Source organism: Agrobacterium sp. rho-8.1, assembly GCF_033957725.1.
Classification (GTDB): domain Bacteria; phylum Pseudomonadota; class Alphaproteobacteria; order Rhizobiales; family Rhizobiaceae; genus Agrobacterium.
The window spans coordinates 1,595,536-1,617,693 of sequence record NZ_CP192788.1 but is presented as its reverse complement, the minus strand read 5'-3'; the positions used below and the strand labels follow the sequence as shown (position 1 = coordinate 1,617,693).

Below are 22,158 nucleotides of genomic sequence, written 5' to 3'. Positions count from 1 at the left end.
TTTCGCGTCACCATAACGTCAAAGAAATCAGCCCGGTGCACCCTTGGCAATCGGTTCCTGATAGGTGAAGCCGAGATCCCAGGGGAAATAGATCCATGTGTCCTGACTGACTTCCGTGATGAAGGTGTCGATGGTTGGGACGCCTGATGGTTTGGCGTAGACGCAGGCGAAATGAGCTTTTGGCAGCATTTCACGCACTTCGAGCGCCGTCTTGCCGGTATCGGTCAGATCGTCGACGACCAGAATGCCTTCGCCGCCGTTTTCCAGCAGTTCGGGCGAGATGGCCTTCAAAAGCAACGTATCGCCTTGATTGACGTAATCATGCCGCGTGGCGATGCAGACCGTATCGATCAGGCGGATGTTGAGTTCGCGCGAAATGATGGCGGCGGGTACGAGGCCGCCACGGGTGATGCAGACAATCGCTCTGAACTCCTGGTTCAGACCGGCCAGACGCCATGCCAGCGCACGGGCATCGCGGTGAAATTGATCCCAGGAAACGGGAAAGGCTTTATCGGGAAGGGACATGGGGTGTCTACCATCTGGTCAAAATTGTTGATGGCTTTGGCTAATAGCGGCAAGAATGGCTGAAAGGCAAGCTTTTCACGGCGTCTGTTGCGCGCTTTCTCATCGTCTCGCCAAAAAGACGCATGACTCAGCCTTAAGGGTTTTTCTCGACGAAAGCGCCGATGACACGGTTACGGCCCGCGTCCTTGGCGGTGTAGAGAGCCGTATCGGCCCGGCGCAACAATTGCTGCAAGCGTTCATCTGTACCAGCCTGGATGACGCCGAAGCTGCAGGTGATACGACCGTGGGGCAATGGATCCACATAGCTGGACTGGAAGGCAGCGCGCAGACGTTCTGCTATGCCAAGGGCCGCTTCGCCCGATGTGCGAGGCAGGACGACGCAGAATTCCTCACCGCCGACACGAGCCGCCAGATCATAGGGGCGCAACTGGTCTTTGACGATCTCGCCGACATTCATCAGGACGTTATCGCCGACATCATGACCGAAGTTGTCGTTGATATTCTTGAATTTATCGAGATCGAACAAGATGATGGACAGGGGTTCATTGGAACGCGCGGCCTGAGCCTGCAATGCGGGCATCTGTTCGGCCAGCCAGCGACGGTTGCCAAGTCCGGTCAGAAAGTCTGTGGTTGCCTGATGCTGGAGCTTCTTGGTGAGTTCCTCGACCTGCAACAGCATGGATTTGGTGGCGGCTGTCACGGTGGCGATCTCGTCATTACCGGCGGCGCGGAGCTTGAAGACACTCTTGTCCTGCGGATATTTTTGGAGCGCTTCGGCGAGGTGATGCAGCGGGCGAATGAAGCGCCAGATGGCAAACAGGCAAAGACCGGTTCCGAAAAGCGTCGCCCCGAGAATAAGAAAGAAAATAGGCCATGCCGATGTGTCGAAGCCACTCACCAGGTGAACGATCAATGCGATCAACGGGACGTGCACGCTCAAGAAAGAGACCAAAAAGATTTTCGCAATGAGGGAACGTCGAAGTGGGGTCATCGTCTGGAGTCTCTCAAGCTTCATCCTTCACCTGTGTTTGACGGCGGATCGTTGATCGGGCGAAAATGAACCTGCGGGAAAAAAAAGCAATAACAAGGCAGCTTTACCTTATATTCGAATTTTATGGAGATATCGTTCAATTCAAAGTGTCAAGAGCTGCCTTTCAAGCTGAAATTCCCTGTCCGGGTTTTTCAGCCTGGGTGTCAGTCCTGCAAAAACGCGCAACAGCAGTCCCGGTTTCCCGACGCACGCGAATTATTGCGGCAAGCAAGGGCGCAACAGGACTGAATTCCTCCAGCAGCCCTTCAGCTTTTGAGATTGGGACCGCTCCCAATGCTGGATATAAATCGAAATAAGCCTCTGTTTTGACTTTATAATTCATCATTTCTCAGCGCTTTCGAACAGGCTGTCATTTTTTTGTCAAAAGGGGCATTTTCCTGCTTGCGGTATCGAAAAGCTCTGACTATAAGGGCGCCACACAACATGTGTACGCGCCCTTCGTCTATCGGTTAGGACGTCAGATTTTCATTCTGAAAAGAGGGGTTCGACTCCCCTAGGGCGTACCATTCCACCTTAAAATCTTCTATATTTTCCTTTGATGAAATTGACACGCGATTTCGGTCTTTGCCGTATTCGCATGCGGGAGAATATATGACAGCACGGATCATTCTTCTGGGCGGTGCGTCGCATGTCGGAAAATCCACGCTGGCGACCGACATGGCCCGGCATCCTGGCTGGCGCAACCTTTCCACCGACAGTCTCGCAAGACATCCCGGTCGCCCCTGGCAGACCGCGCCGCACGTCGTGCCGCCACACGTTGTCGAGCATTACCGCGATCTGGACGTGGAAGCGTTGATGCAATCGGTTCTGCACCATTACCGCGCAATGTGGGGGACACTTGTTCTGCCGCTGATCGAGCGGGAGGAAGGACTTGTCATGGAAGGCTCCGCTCTGCTGCCGGAGAAGGTCGCACCGATCGTTTCCACCCGTGTCCGGGCGGTCTGGCTTGTGGCGTCCGATGAGGTGATCGAGCAGCGGATGAAAGTCGAGAGCGATTATGCGGCCCGCGACGAAGATGCACGGTTGCTGATCGATAAGTTTCTGGCGAGGGCGTTGGCATTCAATCGGTTCATCGCAGCCGAGGTCGCCAGGTTCGATCTCACGAAGATCGATGTCGATCTGGACACCTATGGTGAAGAGCTTTTGCTGCGGGTGCTCGAAACGCTTGATATTTCGGCCTGATTTATCGCTGAATACGGGTCGAGTCTCGCAGTTGACGGGGCTTTCGATCCGGGGATTGTAGGTCGGACATCTTGGAGGAGATATCCGTGACATCAGGCATACCGTTTTCCCTTGTCGGCATCGACCACGTCGTTCTGCTTGTCGATGACATGGACAAGGCGCTGCGTTTCTATCACGACGTCATGGGTTGCCGCCCTGGCTATACCTATCCGGCGCTGGGCATGGAGCAGGTATGGTGCGGGGCGTCGCTCATCGTCTTATGGGACATCACCCACTCCGGTGGGCAGAAAGCGGCACCATCGGTGGCGGGTGGGCGCAATGTCGACCACATCTGCATCGCGACCGGGCCTTTCGAACACGATGCGCTGCGGGCGCATCTGGAAAGCCACGGCGTTGCCATTAAACGCGAGGCGATGCATGGCGGGGCGAGGGGCATGGGCCACTCTTTCTATATCTACGACCCCTTCGGCAACATGCTGGAAATCAAGGGACCGGCGGAATATCCCGATGGGCGATTTGCGACGGCTTGAGCCGGTAGACCTACACGGTTTCATGATCGACGCGAATGCAACCGCGAAGCCGGAATGGCGTTGTTCTGCACATAGAATTAACGGAGCATTAACCATGACCAGTTTCCTACGCCCGCTTGCCGCCACGCTTGCCTTCTGCGGGCTCAGCGCCTGCCTCATCGAAGAGGCGAAAGCCGAGACGCCGGTGGTATCCACACAGATGTCGCATTATCAGGGCAAATGGCTTGAGATCGGCAGGACGCCGATGCGGCTGACGGATGGCTGCGTCGCAGGTTTCACGGTTTACAAGAAGGGCGACGCGCCCAACCAGGTGAAGGTCGAGGATGGATGCCGCGAAGGAACACCGCAGGGTGAACTGAAGACCATCGAAGGCATTGGTACATTGACCGATTACAAGGATACGAATGCCAAGCTGCGGGTGCGCTACCCGTTGTTGATCACCTTCAACTACTGGGTTCGTTATCAGGCACCGGACCGGAGCTGGTTCATCAGTTCCAACCCCGACATGAGCAACCTTTGGATTTATGCACGGAGCGTACCATCCAAGAGCAAGCTGGCGGTGATGGTAAAGAAGGCGCAAGAGCTTGGTTATGACACAAGCAAGCTGGAGTTTCCGAAGTTCTGAAACAGGCTTCTGAAAACATGAAAAAGGCCCGCGGCGACGCGGGCTTTTTTGTGGCTGATGAAGTGGCTGATTGCGCAAACGAAAATGCCCGCGTTTCCGCGGGCATCTGCTTCTGCTCAGGTGTCAGTTTTATTCGATGATGGTTCTGCGGCGGCGCTCCGTGTGGGCGGCGCCGATGTTGCCACCGAAGAGAGCGGCGACGGCGCCGATCAGAAGCGCACCAAAGGCGACGTAGGAGCCTGTGGAGACGGCAGTTGCTGTTGTCTGTGCTGCCTGGGTTGCGCGCTGCTTAGCCTGTTCGACCGCCTGCTTGTACTGCGTCTCATAGTCCGTCACCTGCTGGCGAGCCTGATCGACAGGGATACCCTGCGCACGGGCCAAAGCGTCGGCGGCGCGGTTGCGGGCATCGTCGGCCTGAGCCTGGTCACCAGTCAGTGCTGCGCGAACGGCGCTGACGGCTGCGTCGCGCAGAGCCTGTGGGTCGTTGCCGCCGCTGGCTTCACGAATGCGCTGTTCGATCGTCGCAACCGGATCGGTCGCACCGGCAAGCGATGGTGCCGCTGTCGAGGCTGCGGTCGCCAGAGTAGAACCTGCGCCGGAGAAGATGCTGGTGACGCCCGTGAATGCACCACCGAGCAGCGCGCCCACAGATGTGGTCAGCAGGTAAAAGACGATGAGCGTGGTGACGGCCCAGGATGTAAGACCGTGCAGAGCGCCAGTGGAGCGAACCGTGCGACCGGAAAGGCGGCTGGCGACATAGGCACCGACGAATGCTGCGATGATGCCGCTGACGATGACCCAGATGAGCGAGCCGGTGGAGAGCGATGTCGCGGTCGGTGTATCACTGTATGCGGGATCGATGACGCCAGCACCGATTGCCAGACCCAAAAGATTGAGAAGCAGGTGAAGCGACAGAGCGATTGCTACGCCTGCGAAGACGCCGCCCCAGGACATGTTCGATGTTGGTTCCTGCAAGACAGGAGCATGTACGCCCACTGCGGGTGCCGCGTATCTGGTCTGATCAGTCATTCTACTCTCCTGTAACACACGCGGTTGTCGCGTTCTGCCACTGAAACGGACAGATTATGCGTTGGTTCCGCGCTGAAACAGGAAAATCTAATTGTTTTTCCAATAATTCATGAATTGGTTATAATTCAATAATTTCAACCATTTGTCGTTATTTTTGTCATGACTTCATCTTGCGTGAAAAAAAGCTTAGCGCGCAATGGATATTCGCAGCCGTCCGGCCGCATCCTGAATGTATTGCCAGGCGACGCGACCGGACCGGCCGCCGCGTGTCGTTGCCCATTGCAGTGCCTCGTGATGAAGCGTTTCCCGGGGCAAGCCCAGATCGAAATGGTCGGCATAGCCGTCGATCATGGCGAGGTAATCGTCCTGGCTGCATTTGTGGAAACCGAGCCACAGGCCGAAGCGATCAGACAGGGATACTTTTTCCTCTACGGCCTCGGAAGGGTTGATGGCGGTCGATTGCTCGTTCTCCATCATGTGGCGGGGCAGGAGGTGGCGGCGGTTGGAGGTGGCGTAGAGCAGCACGTTGTCTGGCCTTCCTTCGATGCCGCCATCCAGAGCCGCTTTCAGCGACTTGTAGGCGGTGTCGTCGTGGTCAAAGGAAAGGTCGTCGCAGAACAGGATGATGCGGACATCTGCGGACTTCAAGATATCCATGAGAGAGGGGAGCGTGTGGATATCCTCACGGTGGACTTCGACCAGCTTGAGGGCGGCGCCGCTCGATGTCTGCACGTCTTCGTGAACCGCTTTGATGAGCGACGACTTGCCCATGCCGCGCGCGCCCCACAGAAGAACATTGTTGGCGGCAAAGCCCTGCGCAAAACGCAGCGTGTTGTCGTGAAGGATATCGCGGACATGGTCTACGCCACGGATGAGCTGAAGCGCGATGCGGTTGGGTTTGGCGACCGGCTGGAGCCAGGCATTGGCGGGCACCCAGATGAAGCAATCGGCGCTGCCGAAGTCGTTGATGGCGGGAGCAGGGCCTGCGAGCCGCTCCAGCGCGACGGCCAGACGGCGAACCTCGACGAGCAGCGCTGCATTTGTTTCTTCTGGTGTCATCTTGAAGTCTCCAGCGAAGGATTGCGCCTGCCGTTGCCCTTGTATGGAGGCCGCACAACAGTAGAATTTCTGCGAGGTAGCATGGTGTTTATCGCCTTGAAAGGTTATGAGGCGTGGAAACGGTACGGCGCAGTGTCTGTGTCTGTTGCATTCTAGGGGATCGCAACTATATTCCGGCGGCTTGAAAAGCCGGCGAGTGGCTAAGACTGCGCCTGATAATCTGAGGAGTTTTTAATGTTCATTACCCAAGCCTTTGCCCAGGATGCGGCTGGCACACCGTCTGCATTCGGGTCTGGCCTTGAAATGCTTTTCCTGTTCGCTCCGCTGATGGTGGTCTGGTATTTCTTCCTGATCCGCCCACAGCGCGCACAGTTGAAGAAGCGTCAGGAAACACTGACGGCCATTCGTCGTGGCGATCAGGTCGTTCTGGGCGGCGGTATCGTCGGCAAGGTGACCAAGGTTATCGACGACACCGAACTGGAAGTCGAAATTGCCGAAGGCGTAAAGGTTCGTGCATCGCGCACATACATCGCTGAAGTGCGCGTCAAGGGTGAGCCGGTCAAAACCGAAGCTCCTGCGAACGCGAAGTAAGTCCAAGACTGCGCAGTCCATAAAAAGCAGGCTGCGGCTAACGCAGCCTGGGTTCTGACACCCAACCCTGACCGAGACCTAAATGCTTCATTTTTCCCGCTGGAAAACAGCCTTTATCTGGCTTGCCGTGCTCATAAGCGTGGTTATCGCTTCTCCCAACCTGTTTACCGACAAACAGCTGGAGGGCATGCCAGGCTGGTACAAGAACAATAAGGTAACGCTAGGTCTCGACCTTCAGGGCGGTTCCCACATCATGCTCAAGATCGAGCGTTCCGACATTGTGAAGGAGCGTCTCGAAACCATCGTGGGCGATGTGCGCACCCAGCTGCGTGATGCCAATGTTCGCTATTCCGGCCTGACCGGCAACGGCCAGCTGGTGCAGGTTCGCATTACCGATCCCGCTCAATACGAAGCCGCAAAAACGGCATTGCGCGATCTGACCTTGCCTATTTCTTCCGGCACTCTGGTCGGTACATCCATCACGGAAGTCGTCATGAGCGACGCCGGCGACAATGTGCTGCGTCTCAACCTGACCGATGACGGCATCAATTACCGCATGTCATCCGCTGTTTCCCAGTCCATCGAAGTGGTTCGCCGCCGCGTGGACGAAGTCGGCACGACCGAACCGCTGATCCAGCGTCAGGGTACCGACCGCATCATCGTCCAGGTTCCCGGCCTTCAGGACCCACAGCGTTTGAAGTCGCTGTTGAACCAGACCGCGAAGCTCTCCTTCCGCATGGTCGATACGTCCATGCCGGTCCAGGAAGCGATGAACGGTCGCCCGCCTGCGACATCTGAAATTCTCTATTCGCAGGACGATCCACCGGTTCCTTATCTGGTCGAGCGCCGCGCCCTCGTATCCGGCGACAACCTTGTCGATTCGCAGGCGAGCTTTAACCAGCAGAACAACGAGCCTGTCGTGACCTTCCGTTTCGATAGCCGTGGAGCGCAGCGTTTTGCGCAGGCCACTCAGCAGAATGTCGGCAAGCCTTTTGCCATCATTCTTGACAATCAGGTCATTTCCGCACCCGTCATCCGCGAGCCGATCATCGGCGGTTCGGGCCAGATCTCTGGCAATTTCTCCGTTCAGGGTGCAAACGATCTCGCGGTCCTGCTGCGCGCCGGTGCGCTTCCCGCAACCTTGACTGTCGTCGAAGAACGCACGGTTGGCCCGAGCCTCGGTAGCGATTCGATCAATGCCGGACTGATAGCCAGCGGCATCGGTGGAGCAGCCGTCATCATCTTCATGTTCATCTTCTACGGCTTTTTCGGCCTGCTGGCGAACATAGCGCTCGTGGTCAACATCGTCATGCTGCTGGCTGTGCTCAGCGTGATCGGCTCGACCCTGACCTTGCCGGGTATTGCGGGTATCGTTCTGACCATCGGTATGGCGGTTGATTCCAACGTGCTGATCTATGAGCGAATTCGTGAAGAGGTGAGGAGCGGGAAACCGCTGATCTCATCGCTCGAAGGCGGATTCACGCGCGCTTTTGCCACGATCATGGATGCAAATGTCACAACGCTGATCGTTGCGGGCGTTCTGTTCTACATGGGAACAGGCCCCGTCAAGGGATTTGCGGTGACGCTTGCCGTCGGTATCATCACAACCGTTTTCACGGCATACACGCTGACGGCATGGATGTTCGGCGTCTGGGTTCGCCGCAGCCGTCCCAAGGCGTTGCCCAAGGGAATTCGCACGGCCATCTTCGACGGCAAAGATATTCCCTTCATGCGCTACCGCCGCTACGTCTTTATCCTGAGCGGTGTGGTCATGCTGTTATGCGTCGGCGGTTTCATGACCAAGGGCCTCAACCTTGGCATCGACTTCCAGGGCGGCTCCGTCATCGAGGTCAGGGCCAAGCAGGGTGATGCCGATATCGCCGATATCCGCGATCGTCTCAGCCAGCTGAACCTCGGTGAAATCCAGGCCCAGGGGTTTGGTACACCACAGGACGTGCTGATCCGCATTCAGGCGCAGGACGGCGGTGAAAATGCCGAGCAATCTGCCATTACGCTCGTGCGTGGTGAGCTTGAGGACCGGTACGATTTCCGCCGCGTGGAAGTGGTCGGTCCTGCCGTTTCAGGCGATCTGACCTTTACCTCCACCATCGGTATCGCGCTCGCCATGTTCGCCATCATGGCCTACATCTGGGTACGCTTCGAATGGCAATTCGCGCTGGGTGCCATCATCTCGATGGTGCATGACGTGGTCTTCACCATCGGTCTCTTCGTGTTCCTCGGCATCGAGTTCAACCTGACCAGTATCGCGGCGATCTTGACGATCATCGGCTATTCGCTCAACGATACGGTGGTCATCTATGACCGTATTCGAGAGAACCTGCGGCGCTACAAGAAGATGCCGCTCTCGATGATCATCGACGTATCGCTGAACCAGACGCTGTCGCGCACGATCCTCACGGGTCTGACCGTCATGCTGGCGCTTCTGTCGCTCTATCTGTTCGGCGGTGAAGTTATCAGGTCGTTCACCTTCGCCATGCTGTTCGGTGTCGGTATCGGCGTCTTCTCGTCGGTCTATATCGCAGCGCCAGTTCTGATCGCCTTCAAGCTTCGTCCCGGCGGCAATGATGCCGAAGACGAAAAGGCGGATGCCAAGGCCAACGCCATTGGCGGCAAGCCGGCCGTCTGATGGCAGCCGGTATCGAAATACGCCCGGCCCATTTTCCTGGCCGGGCGCCCATCGACGCTTATGGCAATGGCGGATTTCGTTTCGCCGATATGTCGCACCGGGGCTCGCTGCTTTGCATTCCATCCGGCATTCATGGATGGGCTGTGGATGATCCGGCCAAGTTGAGCGTCGAGCAGTTTTCCCAGATCATTGCGCAGGCCAGCGAAATCGAGTGCCTGCTGATCGGCACGGGTGATACGATGCGGGTTATTCCGAAAGAGCTGAAGGCTGCCTTGAGAGAGGCTGGCATCACCGTCGATCCGATGAGCACCGGAGCTGCGGTGCGGACCTACAACATCATGCTGTCGGAATCGCGTGCAGTCGCGGCTGCGCTGATTGCCGTGGAAGGCTGAAAGACCGAGATCGATGACAGAGCGGATGACAGATACGGACGCGTGCATGGCGATGTTGCGCGATACCGATCGTGATCGGTATCTGGCCTGCCTGTTGTCACCTGAGGACAACCGCCCGGCGCTCGGCGCACTCTACGCCTTTAATGCCGAAATCGCCCGTATTCGCGATTCTGTGCGTGACCCGCTGCCCGGCGAGGTGAGGATGCAATGGTGGCGTGATCTTCTGGAGGGCAAGCCGCATGGTGAGAGCCTTGCCAACCCTGTTGCCGCAGCGCTGTTAAATGCCATCGACACGCACAAGCTGCCGCGCCAGACTTTGATCGACATGATCGAAGCGCGGATATTCGACCTTTACGACGATCCGTTTGCGGATCGCAATGCGCTGGAAGGCTACGCCGGAGAAACGGCCTCGGCGTTGATCCAGCTTGCCAGCATCATTCTGTCTCCGTCCGATTCCGCTGCAAGTGCGCAGGCCGCCGGTCATGCCGGTGTGGCGCAGGCCATGGCGGGCATGTTGCTGCTGATGCCGCTGCACAGCAGGCGAGGGCAGGTCTACATCCCCACGGATATGCTGTTGGCTGCCGGTCTCGACCGCGAGACGTTTCTGGAAGGAAAGGACAAGGCCCGCATCGGTGCTGCCATCGAGATATTCTGCGTGCATGCGCAGGGCCATCTCGAAAAGGCGCGCCAGGAGCCGATGCCCAAAGCGGTGTTTCCAGCCTTCATCCCCGTGGCACTGGCCGGTGGCGCGATTGCCCGGGCGCGTAAGGCCGGGGCTGATCTGTTTGATCGCGACATCCAGCCATCACAGCTTCGCCGTCAGTGGCAGCTTGCCAAGGCGTCGGTTACCCGGCGCTTCTGAGCCCTGTCCATATTCGCGCAAGGCCTGATGGCTATGCACCGGCATTGATTATAGGATGAGCCGGGACTCACAACAGGAGTGGCCGCATGGAGAGATATCGATGAACCCTGCAATCTGGATCGTCATTCTCTTTCCGCTTGGCATGCTGGGTTATTATTTGTTGCGCCTGCGACGCGATACCGATGGGGACGATGGCCACGATACGGGCCAGGCAATCCTCGATTTTGCCCGCGCCTTTCCGACAGAGGCGATCCGCAGTCTTCATATGACCGCCGATGGCAATGCCGTGTTCGTGCGCTTGCACGATAACAAGGCTGGCTTCATGCGCAACATGGGCAAGCATCACGCCTGTATGTTGATCGATCCCGAACGCATTACCGTCGAGCATCTGGAAACCGGCGACGGTTTCGTGGTGACCTTCCTCGACACGCCCAAATATAGCGGTGCCTACCGGTTCAAGACGGTGGGCGAGGCGGCGGAGGTGTCGCTTTGGCTGCTGGGAAGCTATCTGGAGGCCGCCGACATCGAACCGGCGGCAACAGTGCCAGATCAGGCCGCCGATGCATCCGGGACCAACGCATCGCCATCTGCCTCGACCTGATCGAAGATCGGGGCGGGAACACCGAGCCACGATGCGCAATCGGTCAGGGCACGCCTTGCCATGAGATGCCGCTTCATGATCGTCTTGTCCTTGCCACGGAAGCGCTTGACGCCTTCCGGCTTGACGATGGAGCCCGGTTCCAGTTCCGGGAAAAGCCCGAAATTGATGTTCATCGGCTGGAAGGAGCGTTTGCCCGCTTCCTCATCGGTCGACAGATGCCCGCCGGTGATGTGGTTGAGCAGCGCGCCCAGTGCCGTCGTTGCTGGCGGCAGGCTGAGGGGTTCGCCCTTGCGCTCGGCGGTGGCGAACCGGCCGGTCAGAAGACCGATGGATGCGCTTTCCACATAACCTTCGCAGCCGGTGATCTGCCCTGCAAAACGCACCGACGGGCGCGACTTCAGCCGTAGCGACGGATCGAGCAGGCGTGGAGAATCGATATAGGTATTGCGGTGCAGTCCGCCGAGGCGGGCAAATTCCGCATTTTCCAGGCCGGGAATCATGCGGAAGATATCGGCCTGGGTGCCGTATTTCAGCTTCGTCTGGAAGCCGACCATATTGTAGAGCGTGCCGAGCGCATTGTCCTGGCGAAGCTGGACGACGGCGTAGGCCTTGACCGTGGGGTTATGGGCATTGGTGAGGCCCATCGGCTTCATCGGGCCGTGGCGCAACGTCTCGCGACCGCGCTCGGCCATGATCTCGATGGGCAGGCAGCCATCGAAATAGGGCGTGCCCTCCCATTCCTTGAAGCCGACCGTATCGCCCGCGACGAGCGCATCGATGAAGGCATTGTACTGGTCCTGATCCATCGGGCAGTTGATATAGTCCTTGCCATTGCCGCCGGGGCCGACCTTGTCGTAGCGCGACTGGTACCAGCAGACATCCATGTTGATGCTGTCGCGGTGAAGGATGGGGGCGATGGCATCGAAGAAAGCGAGTGCGTCCTCGCCCGTTTCCGCCTGAATGGAGGCGGCAAGTGCCGGCGAGGTGAGGGGGCCGGTGGCGATGATGGTGTTGTCCCATTCCTTCGGCGGCAGACCGACGATTTCCTCACGGATGATGGTGATCAGCGGGTGAGCCTCGAGCGCTACTGTGACCGCTTCGGCAAAACCGTCGCGGTCTACGGCCAGCGCACTACCGGCCGGGACCTTGTGCTTGTCGGCGCAGGCGATGATCAGTGAACCCGCAAGGCGCATTTCCGCATGGATGACACCGACGGCATTGGCTGTCGCATCGTCGGAGCGGAAGGAGTTGGAGCAGACGAGTTCGGCCAGCGAATCGCCCTTGTGGGCATCGGTGCCGCGGACGCCACGCATTTCGTGCAGGATGACGGGGACGCCCGCCTGCGCGATCTGCCAGGCGGCTTCCGATCCGGCCAGGCCACCGCCGATAATGTGAATGGGAGAATATGTCTTGTCTTGCATAACGCACCCGCACCGCCATGCAGCACGGAGCATCGAGGCGGACATATGTGTTTGATGAGGGAGCCTGTGACGATCAGCAGGCAATGTGCCGATGCACTACCACGATAGACGGTTGTCGCCAAACTTTTTTGAAGAAGGGTGTGGGAAGCCTGGACGTTGTACAACTTGAAAAAACGGAACCCGCCGAGGTCGTCGGCGGGTTAGCGTTAAATTCTCAAATGCGATGCTTTCGGCCTTCCGGGTCAGATGACCACATCGTCTCGATGTGTCGTCTCGACAGGCAATCCCACCCTCTGTGGGCGACAGCAATTTTCCTTAAGACAGCAGACGATCATCCGCAAAGCTTGCTTCGGAAACCTGCCCGCTCGCCAGCGCAACGATTGCCAGCACGGCATGTTTCCGATCCCAGCCAGCTCCCTCTGCCTTTTCGAGAAGCCCGTTGATCGACGGCTCTAAGGCAAACTGGCATTCGGCCTGGTAATCCATCGTATCGACCGAGAGCGACGGAGAATTGATCAAAGCGCGCATTCAGCACTCCATTTCTCGCTTAGCCCTGAGTATCATGTCAGGCTATGCGTGCATTCACACAAGAACGCCTGTCATCAGAATGACAACAGAACGTAATACGCAACGAATCCCCCAGCGCGGCGTAAACTCGTTTATATGGGTGAAGGTGTCAAGTTATACAGCCCGCTATAAGCGACGTAACTTTGGGTGGTGAACTTAGCGTTGAATCGTCTGTTTTCAGCGCCTTAAGGCAGCTCAATCAGCGGAAATCCCGCCTTGGTTTCCGCCGCCAGATGAGCATCGCCATCAGAAACAGTGAAAACATGATGAACCAGGTCAGTGGAAACGCCAGGAATAGGGCAGCGTATCCACAGTTTTCTTCAACACAGGCACCGAGAGCACCCGCTTCCGCCATCATCGTGACGGTAAAACCAGCAGCCAAACCTGTGGCGACAACCCCTGCGACAAGAATCAATATGTTCGTTACAACTCTCATCTGTCTCATTAAGCCGCAAAATGAGACGGCTTTGCGGAGTAAACAAGATAAGACTGATGTTTAGGGGAGGTGTTGCCTGTTTGCGACGCAGGGCGCCAAACAAAGGGAATATGGAGTTATGTCGGATATTTTAAGAAGAATGGTGGGTGATGTAGGGCTCGAACCTACGACCCGCTGATTAAGAGTCAGCTGCTCTACCAACTGAGCTAATCACCCGCCGCCGCCGTGTTTGGCGGTGTGATTGGCCGTATAAAGAGGAACATTCTGATTGTCCAGCATGGAAATGAAATTTCTTCGATTTTCATCTTCGAAAAGACACACCCACGCTGGAAAAGGCTGAAAAAGCAGCTTTTTCAATCAGATTGTCTTTTTGTCCTCAGCGCCGGAATGCTCTTGCGATAGCGATGAGAATGCACGCGCCGACGAAACCGGCGATGAGATATCCGATCCAGCCCGTCAGGACCACGCCGAATACCGCAAGGATCGCGTTGGCGACGATAGCGCCGACGATCCCCAGAATGATGTTCATGAAAACACCCATATTGCTCTTCATGAACTGTTCGGCGAGCCAACCGGCGATGCCACCGATGATGATTGCGGCTATCCAGCCAATACCAGCAGATTCCATAATTTTCTCCTCGGTTACTGCATCAGCATATTTGGCGATTCTAATGGTTTCTTCAAGGTGCGTGACCGAAGGCATTTTGAAAGGCGAGACGCTTGAAACCTATGAGACGCCAACTACTTTGGCGCAGTGATTCGGAAAGAGTGAAGGGCATTCACAGATGATATTCTCAAGAGGGTCTGGGCGGTTACTGCCTGTCCTGTTTGCATTCATGGCGTTGTGGACGCTTCCGGCACAGATCGTTTCGGCGCAAACGCCGGAGGCTGCCAGCGAAGATGCCACCTTGTCCGTGTCGCAGAAGGCAGAGGCCCGCCTCGTCAAAGACAAGGCAACCCTGGCCGACATCACCCAGCAGATCGATAACAAGGGTAACGACGATATGAAGCTCGTCGACCTGAAGGGCAAGGCCGATGATCTGGCAGGCAATGCCGCCGCTACCGTCGGCCACCTGCGCGCCAGGCTGGACGAGATCAGCACGCGTGTCACGTCGCTAGGGGAGCCTCCAAAGGATGGTCAGCCGCCCGAAGCCAGCGTCGTGACCGATGAGCGCACCAAGCTTACTGCGGAAAAAGCGCAGATCAACGCCGTTCTGGGTGATGCCGAGAGCGTCTCGACCAGTGCCTCGCGACTTTCCAACACCATCACCAACCTTCGCCGCGAGCTCTTTGCCGCGACACTGTTCAAGCGCACGGAAATCTCGCTACCCGTTCTGGCGGAAGCGGGCACGGAGTTTGTCGGCGAGATTTCGTCGCTCAGCAGCTCGCTGACCGGCTGGGCAATCTTCGTTTGGAACTACAAGCGGGTGTCGATGTTCGGCGCCGTTTCTCTTTCCGTCTTGGCTGCCTTGTTGTTCATGGTCGGCGGCTACCGCTTTTTGGGACATCGGATGGAAAGGCGCGCCTTTTCGGGTGCGCCGACCTATCTGCGGCGTCTGTCGGTGGCGTTTTGGTCGACCGTGGTGCAGTCGATGTCGGTGTTCCTGTTCGTGTCCGTATCGGCATTCCTTCTCGACAATTTCGGAGTTCTGCGACCCGATATCGCGCCGATCGTCTTCGTGGCGATGTCTGTCATCGCTTTCGTCTATTTCGTGTCGCGGCTGACCTATGCGATCTTTTCACCGACGCAGCCCGAGTGGCGGCTGCTCAAGGTTTCCACGCGCGGCGCGCATATCATCTCGTCAGCGATGCTGGTCATGGCCCTGGTCAACGGCCTCGACTACCTCTTCAGCACCATCAGCGAAACGTTGAATTCGCCGCTCATTCTGACGGTTGCCAAAAGCTTCGTTGCCTCCATCATCATCGGTATCATTCTGTTTACCCTGTCGTTCGTGAAACCGCTGGCTAGCACGGATATCGAGGGAGACGGTCGCGACAAACGCATGCCGCGCTGGCTTTCGAGCCTGCTGCGCATCGGCGGACTGCTGCTGATCGGCGCGTGTCTGACGGGCTATGTCGGGCTTGCACGCTTCCTGGCGACGCAGATCGTTTCGACCGGTGCCGTACTGGCGACCATGTATATCGGCATCCTCTCTGGTCGCGCCATTTCCAAGCAGGGCATCTTTGCCGAAACGCTGGTCGGGCGTTATCTGGGCAGACGTTTTGGCCTTGGAACCGTGCCGCTGGATCAGGCCGGTCTGGCTGCCGGGCTCGGCATCTACTGCGCGGCGCTCGCCTTCGGGGTTCCGCTGGTACTGTTTTCCTGGGGCTTCCAGCCGGGCGATATCGAAAGCTGGGCCTATCGCCTGCTGACGGGCTTCTCCATCGGCAAGACCTCCATCTCGCTGATCAGCATCATCACCGGTATTCTCGTCTTCGTGGTGGGTTATGCCGTGACCCGCTGGTTCCAGAAATGGCTGGACAGAAACGTGATGGCGCGCGGCCAGGTGGACGCCGGTGTGCGCAACTCCGTTGGAACCGGGATCGGCTATCTCGGCGTCGTGGTCGCAGCGATCTTCGGTATTTCATCCGCCGGTCTCGATCTCTCAAGCCTCGCACTCGTTGCCTCGGCCCTGTCGGTCGGTATCGGTTTCGGCCTGCAGAACATCGTGTCGAATTTCGTGTCCGGCCTCATTCTGCTGGTCGAGCGTCCGTTCAAGGTGGGCGACTGGGTGGTGACGGGTACGGTGGAAGGCACGGTCAAGCGTTTGTCCGTGCGTGCAACCGAGATTGAAACCTTCCGCGGCCAGTCGATCATCGTCCCCAACTCGGAATTCATCAATTCCTCGGTGGGCAACTGGACGCATAGAAACCGCATCCAGCGCGGTGAAATTCCCGTTTCCGTCTCCTACGACACAGACCCGCAACGGGTGATGGACATTCTGCTGGAACTGGTGAAGAAACAAACTCCCGTCCTCCGCAATCCGGAACCGCATGTGGAGTTTCTGCGGTTCGGAGAGTTTTCACTGGACTTCGAGCTGCGTTTCCATCTCTCCGATCTCAACCATGGCCTGACAGTCAAGAACAATCTTCGCATGGAGATTTTGAAGCGGTTCCACCAGGAAGGAATCAGCATTCCCATGAGGCAGCGCAATGTGAACATTCATGTGGATGGTGACGCCAATTCGCAGGCGCTGGATGCCCTTACCGAAGAAGAAGGCAATAAGGTGCTTGTGTCCAAAACCGCGGCTGCCGCGGCGCCGCAACAGGAAATGCCCAAGCCCGATGATCGGGACAAACCAACCAAGGACGTGGAAAACGAGACACCGAGAGCTTCTACGCGCAACCGCAGAGCCTGACGCTTCTGAAGCTCGAAAATCGGCAAAAGGCTCGCCGTCGCGGCGAGCCTTTTGCATGTCGTAATCAGGCGTTTGGGTAGCGGTGCGACATTGCATAGTCTGGCCCATACTGGTTCGATGACGCCTGCGAAAACGTGGGTGAGTTGCCTCAAGGGGAATATGCATCATGAAGACACATGCGCGGGCGGTTGTGATCGGTGGCGGCGTCGTCGGTGTTTCGACGCTCTATCATCTGGCCAAAAAGGGCTGGAGCGACGTCGTCCTGATCGAGCGCAAGGAGCTGACCTCCGGCTCCACCTGGCATGCTGCTGGGCTGCTGCCGTTGTTCAACATGAGCTATTCAGTGGGCCAGATCCACAAATATTCTGTGAAATTCTACGAGGAGCTTCAAGAAGAAACCGGCATGAATGTCGGGTTCTCCAAGGTTTCCAATATTCGTCTCGCCCGCACCAAAGATCGCTGGGACGAGTATATGTATTATTCCGGCATTGCTGAAACCATCGGCGTCAACGTCAAGATGCTGACGCCGGAAGAGGTGAAAGACGTCTGGCCGCTGTGCGAGACCGAAGGGCTGCTCGGTGCGATCCAGCATCCTGATGATGGATATATCCAGCCAGCCGACCTCACACAGGCCTTGGCCAAAGGCGCGCGCGACCGTGGAGCCACCATCTATCGCAACACCACCGTCACCGCGCTGGAGCAGCTGGATGATGGTCACTGGAAGGTGACGACCGACAAGGGCGAGATCATTGCCGAGCATGTGATCTCCTGTACCGGCAACTTCGCCCGCAAGACCGGCGAAATGGTGGGCATCAATATCCCCGTCATTCCGGTCGAGCATCAATATATCGTCACCGAACCACACCCTGCCATTCTGGAGCGCCGCAAGCAGGGCCTGCCGGAAATGGGTGTTCTTCGCGAATCCGACAGCGCCTGGTACATGCGCGAAGAGGCAGGCGGTCTCATTCTCGGCCCTTACGAAGTGGGCGCGCCGGTCTGTTATGTCGATGGTCCCTCCGACCAGAGCGAATACGAGCTGTTTCAGGAAGAGCTGGACCGGCTGATGCCGCATATCGAAGCGGCCATTGCCCGCGTTCCGGCTTTCGGCGAAGTCGGCATCAAGAAGGTTTATAATGGTGCCATCGCCTACACGCCTGACGGTAACCCGATTGTTGGCCCTGCGCCAGGGCTGAAGAACTTCTGGCTGAACGAGGGCCATTCCTTTGGTATCACCGCGGCCGGTGGTGCTGGCTGGCAGCTGGCGGAATGGATCGTCGATGGCGAGCCAACGCTCGATCTGATGGGTGTCGATCCGCGCCGTTTTGGGCCTTATGCGACCGAAGGCTATCTCATCGCCAAGAACGAGGAGGCCTATGCCAACGTTTTCACCATGCACTATCCGGACGAAGAGCGCTCTGCCGCACGCCCGTTGAAGACGACGCCGATCTATGATCGCCTCAAGAAACTCGGCGGCGTGTTCGGTAGCGTTTATGGCTGGGAGCGCGCCAACTGGTTCGTGCCGGATGGTTATGCGCTGAAGCCGGAAGAGTTGGGCGTCGGCGCGGATGTTCTGACCAACCACAATCACGCACCTGCGCTGGACGATGGCCGCATCGTCGAGAAGTGGTCGTTCCGCCGTTCGAATTACTTCGAGCATGTGGGTAACGAGGTGAAGCATGTCCACGAGAATGTCGGCGTGCTGGATATGTCGGCCTTTGCCAAGATGGAGGTGTCTGGATACGGTGCGCGCGCTTGGCTGGACAGCATCCTTGCCAACGCCATTCCCAAGAAACGTGGACGCATTGCGCTGACCCACCTTCTGACCAAGGACGGCGGTGTGAAGGCGGAATTCACGGTCTATGAATGGGCGCCGGGTCGCTTCTATCTCGTTTCCGCCGGTGGTCTGGAAACCCATGACCACGACGTTCTGCGCCGTCTTGCACCTACGGATGGCTCCGTCATTCTCCAGCCTATCACCCAGAAGTATGGCGTTCTGGCTTTGGCTGGTACGAAGTCCCGTGAGGTGTTGAAGAAGCTGACCCGCACCAGCCTGGATAACAAGGATTTTCCATGGCTGACGGCCAAGGAAATTTCCGTTGGCGTGGCGACGGCGCACGCGCTGCGAGTCAACTTTGTCGGCGAGCTTGGTTGGGAGCTTCACCACCCCATCGAGATGCAGGCCTACATCTTCGACCGGCTGATGGAAGCCGGTGCGGAGTTCGGCATCAAGCCTTTCGGCATTCGCGCGATGGTTTCCATGTCGTTGGAAAAATCCTACCGCAATATGGGCCGTGAACTCTCGGTCGAGTATAACGCCTACACCTCCGGTCTCGACCGCTTCATCAAGCCGGAAAAGCAGTTCATCGGCCGCGACGCCGTGGTCGCGGGCAAGGAGAAGGGCCTGAAGTGGGTGTTCTCGACGCTCGTGGTTACCGGTAATACCACGGTCGATACGCGTGGCTCCGAGGCGATCTACAACGCTGGGGGTGAGGTTGTCGGGCGCGCGACATCTGGCGGCTTTGGCTGGCGCATCGGAAAATCGCTGGCACTTGCCATGCTCTCGCCGGATCATTCGGCAGTCGGCACCAGGCTGAAGATCAAAATTCTCGGCGATCTCTATGATGCCGAAGTGGTGGTCGAAAGCCCGTTCGATCCTGACAATGCGATGTTGCGCGGATAATCGCTTTCGCCGTTGTCCTGCCGTTCAAAGAAAAACCCGCCGAAGATTTCGGCGGGTTTTGTCGTTTCAAGCGCAGTGGTGCTACGCAGCCTGTTTTTGCAGGCTCTTCATGTCGATAACGAAGCGGTAGCGCACATCGCTCTTGATCATGCGCTCATAGGCTTCATTGATCTGATCCATATTGATCATTTCGATCTCGGCGGCGATGCCGTTTTCGGCGCAGAAGTCCAGCATTTCCTGTGTTTCTGCAATGCCGCCAATCATGGAGCCAGCAAAGGTCTTACGGCCTGGGATGAGGCTGAAGGCGTGGACGGAGAGCGGCTTTTCCGGCGCTCCGACCTGCACCAGCGCACCATCGCGCTTCAACAGGGCCAGATAGGAGTCGATGTTATGGTCTGCGGCCACGGCATCGATGATGAGGTCAAGGCTGGAGGTGGCCTTTTTCATCTGTTCTGGGTCTTTTGATATGATCACCTCGTGGGCGCCGAGCTTTTTCGCGTCGTCTGCCTTGCCGGGGGAGGTGGTGATCATGACGACCGTCGCACCCATGGCGCTGGCGATCTTGACGGCCATGTGGCCGAGACCACCCAGACCGACGACGCCGACGCGTGTGCCGGGACCGGCATTCCAGTGGCGAAGCGGGGAGTAGGTGGTGATGCCAGCGCATAGCAGTGGGGCTGCTGCTGCCGCATCCAGACCTTCGGGAATGTTCAGCACGTAGCGGTCATCGACGACCACATGCGAGGAATAACCACCGAGCGTGTGGGCGCCATCGCCCATGGCCTTATCAGGCGAGTTGTAGGTGCCGGTCATGCCGTTCTCGCAATATTGCTCGAGACCTTCGGCACAGCTGTCGCAGCCGCGGCAGCTATCCACGATGCAGCCCACGCCGACGCGGTCGCCGGTCTTGAACTTGGTGACTTCGGCGCCGACACGGCCAACACGGCCGACGATTTCGTGACCGGGAACGCACGGGAAGAGCGAGCCTGCCCATTCTGCGCGCGCGGTGTGGATATCCGAATGGCAAACACCGCAGAATTCGATTTCTATCTCTACGTCGCGCGGGCCGGGATCACGGCGTTTGATGGTGGCGAGTTTCAGCGGGGATGAGCCATCATCGCAGGCATAGGCTGATGTTGTGAACATGAAATGTCACCTGTCTAAGGTTTATCGGATGGGAGCAGACAGCCGGGTGGACCCAGCGCTGCATATTGCAAACGTCGGCCGATACAGAAGGTTGCGACCGGGCGTCAGCCGGTAAGTCGCGTCGCTTCGTTTTCCGTCGCGCCGAAGACCTCTTCGAAGGACTGGCGCAAGAGAACATCGACATCGCCCATCATAACCAGCAATCCCAGATCGACAAGACTGGTCACGCCATATTGCGTGATGCCGCAGGGCACGATGCCGGTAAAATGCGAAAGATCTGGATCGACATTGATCGACAGTCCATGGAAGCTCACCCATTTCCGCAGGCGGATACCCAAAGCCGCGATTTTATCCTCGCTGACGTTACCATCCGGCAATGGCGGCTTTTCGGGGCGACGCACCCAGACGCCGACCCGGTCTTCGCGGCGTTCACCACGCACGTTCATCTTGTCGAGCGTGCGGATGATGACGTCTTCCAGCGCAGCCACATAGGCGCGTACATCCTGTTTTCGGCGCTTCAGATCCAGCATCACGTAGACGACACGCTGGCCTGGGCCGTGATAGGTATATTCACCGCCGCGACCCGTGGCGTATACCGGAAAACGGTCAGGCTGTATGAGGTCGGCGGCGTTGGCGCTGGTGCCTGCTGTGTAAAGAGGAGGATGCTCCAACAGCCAGACAAGCTCATTGGCTTCGCCTGCCGCAATCGCCGCCACTTCACGCTCCATCTCCGCGCTTGCCTCTTCGTAAGGCACTGCAATATCGGAGATTCGCCAGCGAATGGGTGGAGATCCCGCAATGGCGAACATATCTGTCTGGATATCGGTGCGTGTCAGCATGAAAAGTCCTTTCCACAGCCTTCTCGCAGAATGATTTCCAGGCCGCAAGCCCGGCATTTGCGGGCTTCTTTCATATAGGACGGATGTGCCTGATTTTTAATTTCAAAAATCTGTCATGACGCTCTTGTGCACCCAAAGTGCTTTTGGTACATGCACCTTCGTCGGCGCAAGTCGGCTCTACCACGATGCGGTCGTGGCGGAATTGGTAGACGCGCAGCGTTGAGGTCGCTGTGGGGCGACCCGTGGAAGTTCGAGTCTTCTCGACCGCACCAAAGAAACCCGCTTCGGCGGGTTTTTTCTTTTTTGGCAATATGTTCGGCGCGTTTGTTAAAGTGAAAACGCAAGTGTTGACTGCTTGGTGATGCCGATCAGCGTTGGCGACTTCTGGCTGCGGCCGTGCGGCGTTTGCTGACTTGTTTTTTGGCGACGCGCGTCTTCTTCTCGCCCAAGGCTGCCTTGAGAATACTACCGACGATGCCGCCGCCGAGTGATGTACTGGCTTTCGCCCGACGCTTCGTGCGGCGTGTCTGCCGTACACCGGTTTTCTTGAGGATTTCGGACATTGCGCCTTTGATGACGCCACTGATCAATTGGTCAACGATTTTCGACAACTGCG

Annotated in this window: 23 protein-coding genes and 3 tRNA genes; 12 read left to right on the top strand and 14 right to left on the bottom strand. The window is 57.6% G+C overall.

Annotation, left to right across the window (positions count from 1 at the left end):
* Nucleotides 1–27: 27 nt before the first annotated feature.
* From gpt to RMR21_RS08120, 3 genes are all read right to left on the bottom strand, one after another.
* Complete coding sequence (gene gpt, locus RMR21_RS08130) at nt 28–525, bottom strand: xanthine phosphoribosyltransferase (RefSeq protein WP_498667405.1); 498 nt, start codon at nt 523–525, stop codon at nt 28–30.
* Nucleotides 526–658: 133 nt separating this feature from the next.
* The gene (locus RMR21_RS08125; protein ID WP_498670114.1) at nt 659–1,459 is read right to left on the bottom strand and encodes a GGDEF domain-containing protein; all 801 of its coding nucleotides are present in this window, start codon (nt 1,457–1,459) and stop codon (nt 659–661) included.
* Between the two features lie 220 nt (nt 1,460–1,679).
* Complete coding sequence (locus tag RMR21_RS08120; RefSeq protein ID WP_498667404.1) at nt 1,680–1,901, bottom strand: hypothetical protein; 222 nt, start codon at nt 1,899–1,901, stop codon at nt 1,680–1,682.
* A gap of 106 nt (nt 1,902–2,007) precedes the next feature.
* Between RMR21_RS08120 and RMR21_RS08115 the strand changes: the two genes are divergently transcribed.
* The 4 genes from RMR21_RS08115 to RMR21_RS08100 all read left to right on the top strand — a co-directional run bounded on the left by RMR21_RS08115 (nt 2,008) and on the right by RMR21_RS08100 (nt 3,913).
* Nucleotides 2,008–2,082, top strand: a tRNA-Glu gene (locus RMR21_RS08115).
* An 85-nt stretch (nt 2,083–2,167) separates the two neighbouring features.
* A complete protein-coding gene (locus tag RMR21_RS08110; protein ID WP_498667403.1) occupies nt 2,168–2,758 on the top strand; it encodes a hypothetical protein in 591 nt (196 codons plus the stop codon).
* A gap of 86 nt (nt 2,759–2,844) precedes the next feature.
* The gene (locus tag RMR21_RS08105; RefSeq protein ID WP_498667402.1) at nt 2,845–3,288 is read left to right on the top strand and encodes a VOC family protein; all 444 of its coding nucleotides are present in this window, start codon (nt 2,845–2,847) and stop codon (nt 3,286–3,288) included.
* Between the two features lie 94 nt (nt 3,289–3,382).
* Nucleotides 3,383–3,913 carry a lipocalin family protein gene (locus RMR21_RS08100; RefSeq protein ID WP_498667400.1) on the top strand — a complete coding sequence of 177 codons (531 nt, stop codon included), beginning with the start codon at nt 3,383–3,385 and terminating at the stop codon, nt 3,911–3,913.
* Between the two features lie 129 nt (nt 3,914–4,042).
* Here the strand turns inward: RMR21_RS08100 and RMR21_RS08095 are convergent, their stop codons facing one another.
* Nucleotides 4,043–4,942 carry a PhnA-like protein gene (locus RMR21_RS08095; RefSeq protein ID WP_498667398.1) on the bottom strand — a complete coding sequence of 300 codons (900 nt, stop codon included), beginning with the start codon at nt 4,940–4,942 and terminating at the stop codon, nt 4,043–4,045.
* 186 nt (nt 4,943–5,128) lie between these two features.
* On the bottom strand, nt 5,129–6,001 hold the full coding sequence (locus tag RMR21_RS08090) for an ATP-binding protein (protein ID WP_498667396.1): 873 nt from the start codon (nt 5,999–6,001) through the stop codon (nt 5,129–5,131).
* Nucleotides 6,002–6,235: 234 nt separating this feature from the next.
* Here RMR21_RS08090 and yajC point away from each other — a divergent pair, with 234 nt between their 5' ends.
* The 5 genes from yajC (at nt 6,236) to RMR21_RS08065 (ending at nt 11,094) form a co-directional block, all read left to right on the top strand.
* Nucleotides 6,236–6,592: a preprotein translocase subunit YajC gene (gene yajC, locus RMR21_RS08085; protein ID WP_498667394.1), complete on the top strand. Its 357-nt coding sequence runs from the start codon at nt 6,236–6,238 to the stop codon at nt 6,590–6,592.
* 82 nt (nt 6,593–6,674) lie between these two features.
* A complete protein-coding gene (secDF, locus tag RMR21_RS08080) occupies nt 6,675–9,239 on the top strand; it encodes a protein translocase subunit SecDF (RefSeq protein ID WP_498667392.1) in 2,565 nt (854 codons plus the stop codon).
* Complete coding sequence (locus RMR21_RS08075; RefSeq protein ID WP_498667390.1) at nt 9,239–9,631, top strand: Mth938-like domain-containing protein; 393 nt, start codon at nt 9,239–9,241, stop codon at nt 9,629–9,631. The genes secDF and RMR21_RS08075 overlap by 1 nt, the downstream gene beginning before the upstream one ends.
* A 25-nt stretch (nt 9,632–9,656) precedes the next feature.
* Complete coding sequence (locus RMR21_RS08070) at nt 9,657–10,493, top strand: phytoene/squalene synthase family protein (protein ID WP_498667389.1); 837 nt, start codon at nt 9,657–9,659, stop codon at nt 10,491–10,493.
* Between the two features lie 100 nt (nt 10,494–10,593).
* On the top strand, nt 10,594–11,094 hold the full coding sequence (locus RMR21_RS08065; protein WP_498667387.1) for a hypothetical protein: 501 nt from the start codon (nt 10,594–10,596) through the stop codon (nt 11,092–11,094).
* On the opposite strand, the gene trmFO is transcribed toward RMR21_RS08065, so the two are convergent.
* The 6 genes from trmFO to RMR21_RS08035 form a co-directional block, all read right to left on the bottom strand.
* Nucleotides 11,043–12,515, bottom strand: a complete 1,473-nt coding sequence (trmFO, locus tag RMR21_RS08060) for a methylenetetrahydrofolate--tRNA-(uracil(54)-C(5))-methyltransferase (FADH(2)-oxidizing) TrmFO (RefSeq protein ID WP_498667385.1) — start codon at nt 12,513–12,515, stop codon at nt 11,043–11,045. The genes RMR21_RS08065 and trmFO overlap by 52 nt on opposite strands.
* 315 nt (nt 12,516–12,830) lie before the next feature.
* A complete protein-coding gene (locus RMR21_RS08055) occupies nt 12,831–13,043 on the bottom strand; it encodes a hypothetical protein (RefSeq protein WP_498667383.1) in 213 nt (70 codons plus the stop codon).
* 238 nt (nt 13,044–13,281) lie between these two features.
* The gene (locus RMR21_RS08050; protein WP_174153057.1) at nt 13,282–13,518 is read right to left on the bottom strand and encodes a hypothetical protein; all 237 of its coding nucleotides are present in this window, start codon (nt 13,516–13,518) and stop codon (nt 13,282–13,284) included.
* 140 nt (nt 13,519–13,658) lie between these two features.
* A tRNA-Lys gene (locus RMR21_RS08045) sits at nt 13,659–13,734 on the bottom strand.
* On the bottom strand, nt 13,729–13,875 hold the full coding sequence (locus tag RMR21_RS08040; RefSeq protein ID WP_498667381.1) for a hypothetical protein: 147 nt from the start codon (nt 13,873–13,875) through the stop codon (nt 13,729–13,731). The genes RMR21_RS08045 and RMR21_RS08040 overlap by 6 nt, the downstream gene beginning before the upstream one ends.
* 19 nt (nt 13,876–13,894) lie before the next feature.
* Nucleotides 13,895–14,146 (bottom strand): GlsB/YeaQ/YmgE family stress response membrane protein, encoded by a 252-nt coding sequence (locus RMR21_RS08035; protein ID WP_045230352.1) that lies wholly within the window; start codon nt 14,144–14,146, stop codon nt 13,895–13,897.
* Between the two features lie 157 nt (nt 14,147–14,303).
* On the opposite strand from RMR21_RS08035, the gene RMR21_RS08030 reads away from it, so the two are divergent.
* Both RMR21_RS08030 and RMR21_RS08025 read left to right on the top strand, forming a co-directional pair.
* Nucleotides 14,304–16,877, top strand: coding sequence for a mechanosensitive ion channel family protein (locus tag RMR21_RS08030; RefSeq protein WP_498667378.1), 2,574 nt, complete (start codon nt 14,304–14,306; stop codon nt 16,875–16,877).
* 166 nt (nt 16,878–17,043) lie between these two features.
* Nucleotides 17,044–19,557: a GcvT family protein gene (locus tag RMR21_RS08025; protein ID WP_498667376.1), complete on the top strand. Its 2,514-nt coding sequence runs from the start codon at nt 17,044–17,046 to the stop codon at nt 19,555–19,557.
* Nucleotides 19,558–19,638: 81 nt separating this feature from the next.
* Here the strand turns inward: RMR21_RS08025 and RMR21_RS08020 are convergent, their stop codons facing one another.
* Entirely contained in the window at nt 19,639–20,703 is a 1,065-nt protein-coding gene (locus RMR21_RS08020) for an NAD(P)-dependent alcohol dehydrogenase (RefSeq protein WP_498667375.1), read from the bottom strand.
* Nucleotides 20,704–20,807: 104 nt separating this feature from the next.
* Nucleotides 20,808–21,542 carry a lipoyl(octanoyl) transferase LipB gene (gene lipB / locus RMR21_RS08015; RefSeq protein WP_498667374.1) on the bottom strand — a complete coding sequence of 245 codons (735 nt, stop codon included), beginning with the start codon at nt 21,540–21,542 and terminating at the stop codon, nt 20,808–20,810.
* A gap of 187 nt (nt 21,543–21,729) precedes the next feature.
* Between lipB and RMR21_RS08010 the strand changes: the two genes are divergently transcribed.
* Nucleotides 21,730–21,814: transfer RNA gene (locus RMR21_RS08010), tRNA-Leu, on the top strand.
* A gap of 96 nt (nt 21,815–21,910) precedes the next feature.
* Here the strand turns inward: RMR21_RS08010 and RMR21_RS08005 are convergent.
* Nucleotides 21,911–22,153 carry a hypothetical protein gene (locus RMR21_RS08005; protein WP_498667372.1) on the bottom strand — a complete coding sequence of 81 codons (243 nt, stop codon included), beginning with the start codon at nt 22,151–22,153 and terminating at the stop codon, nt 21,911–21,913.
* Nucleotides 22,154–22,158 lie beyond the last annotated feature (5 nt).

Coding starts and splice junctions, on each gene's coding strand:
- gpt (WP_498667405.1), bottom strand. CDS start 525: ATGTCCCTTCCCGATAAAGCCTTTCCCGTTTCCTGGGATCAATTTCAC.
- RMR21_RS08120 (WP_498667404.1), bottom strand. CDS start 1,901: ATGATGAATTATAAAGTCAAAACAGAGGCTTATTTCGATTTATATCCA.
- RMR21_RS08110 (WP_498667403.1), top strand. CDS start 2,168: ATGACAGCACGGATCATTCTTCTGGGCGGTGCGTCGCATGTCGGAAAA.
- RMR21_RS08100 (WP_498667400.1), top strand. CDS start 3,383: ATGACCAGTTTCCTACGCCCGCTTGCCGCCACGCTTGCCTTCTGCGGG.
- RMR21_RS08095 (WP_498667398.1), bottom strand. CDS start 4,942: ATGACTGATCAGACCAGATACGCGGCACCCGCAGTGGGCGTACATGCT.
- RMR21_RS08090 (WP_498667396.1), bottom strand. CDS start 6,001: ATGACACCAGAAGAAACAAATGCAGCGCTGCTCGTCGAGGTTCGCCGT.
- yajC (WP_498667394.1), top strand. CDS start 6,236: ATGTTCATTACCCAAGCCTTTGCCCAGGATGCGGCTGGCACACCGTCT.
- secDF (WP_498667392.1), top strand. CDS start 6,675: ATGCTTCATTTTTCCCGCTGGAAAACAGCCTTTATCTGGCTTGCCGTG.
- RMR21_RS08075 (WP_498667390.1), top strand. CDS start 9,239: ATGGCAGCCGGTATCGAAATACGCCCGGCCCATTTTCCTGGCCGGGCG.
- RMR21_RS08070 (WP_498667389.1), top strand. CDS start 9,657: ATGACAGATACGGACGCGTGCATGGCGATGTTGCGCGATACCGATCGT.
- RMR21_RS08065 (WP_498667387.1), top strand. CDS start 10,594: ATGAACCCTGCAATCTGGATCGTCATTCTCTTTCCGCTTGGCATGCTG.
- trmFO (WP_498667385.1), bottom strand. CDS start 12,515: ATGCAAGACAAGACATATTCTCCCATTCACATTATCGGCGGTGGCCTG.
- RMR21_RS08055 (WP_498667383.1), bottom strand. CDS start 13,043: ATGCGCGCTTTGATCAATTCTCCGTCGCTCTCGGTCGATACGATGGAT.
- RMR21_RS08050 (WP_174153057.1), bottom strand. CDS start 13,518: ATGAGAGTTGTAACGAACATATTGATTCTTGTCGCAGGGGTTGTCGCC.
- RMR21_RS08035 (WP_045230352.1), bottom strand. CDS start 14,146: ATGGAATCTGCTGGTATTGGCTGGATAGCCGCAATCATCATCGGTGGC.
- RMR21_RS08030 (WP_498667378.1), top strand. CDS start 14,304: ATGATATTCTCAAGAGGGTCTGGGCGGTTACTGCCTGTCCTGTTTGCA.
- RMR21_RS08025 (WP_498667376.1), top strand. CDS start 17,044: ATGAAGACACATGCGCGGGCGGTTGTGATCGGTGGCGGCGTCGTCGGT.
- RMR21_RS08020 (WP_498667375.1), bottom strand. CDS start 20,703: ATGTTCACAACATCAGCCTATGCCTGCGATGATGGCTCATCCCCGCTG.
- lipB (WP_498667374.1), bottom strand. CDS start 21,542: ATGCTGACACGCACCGATATCCAGACAGATATGTTCGCCATTGCGGGA.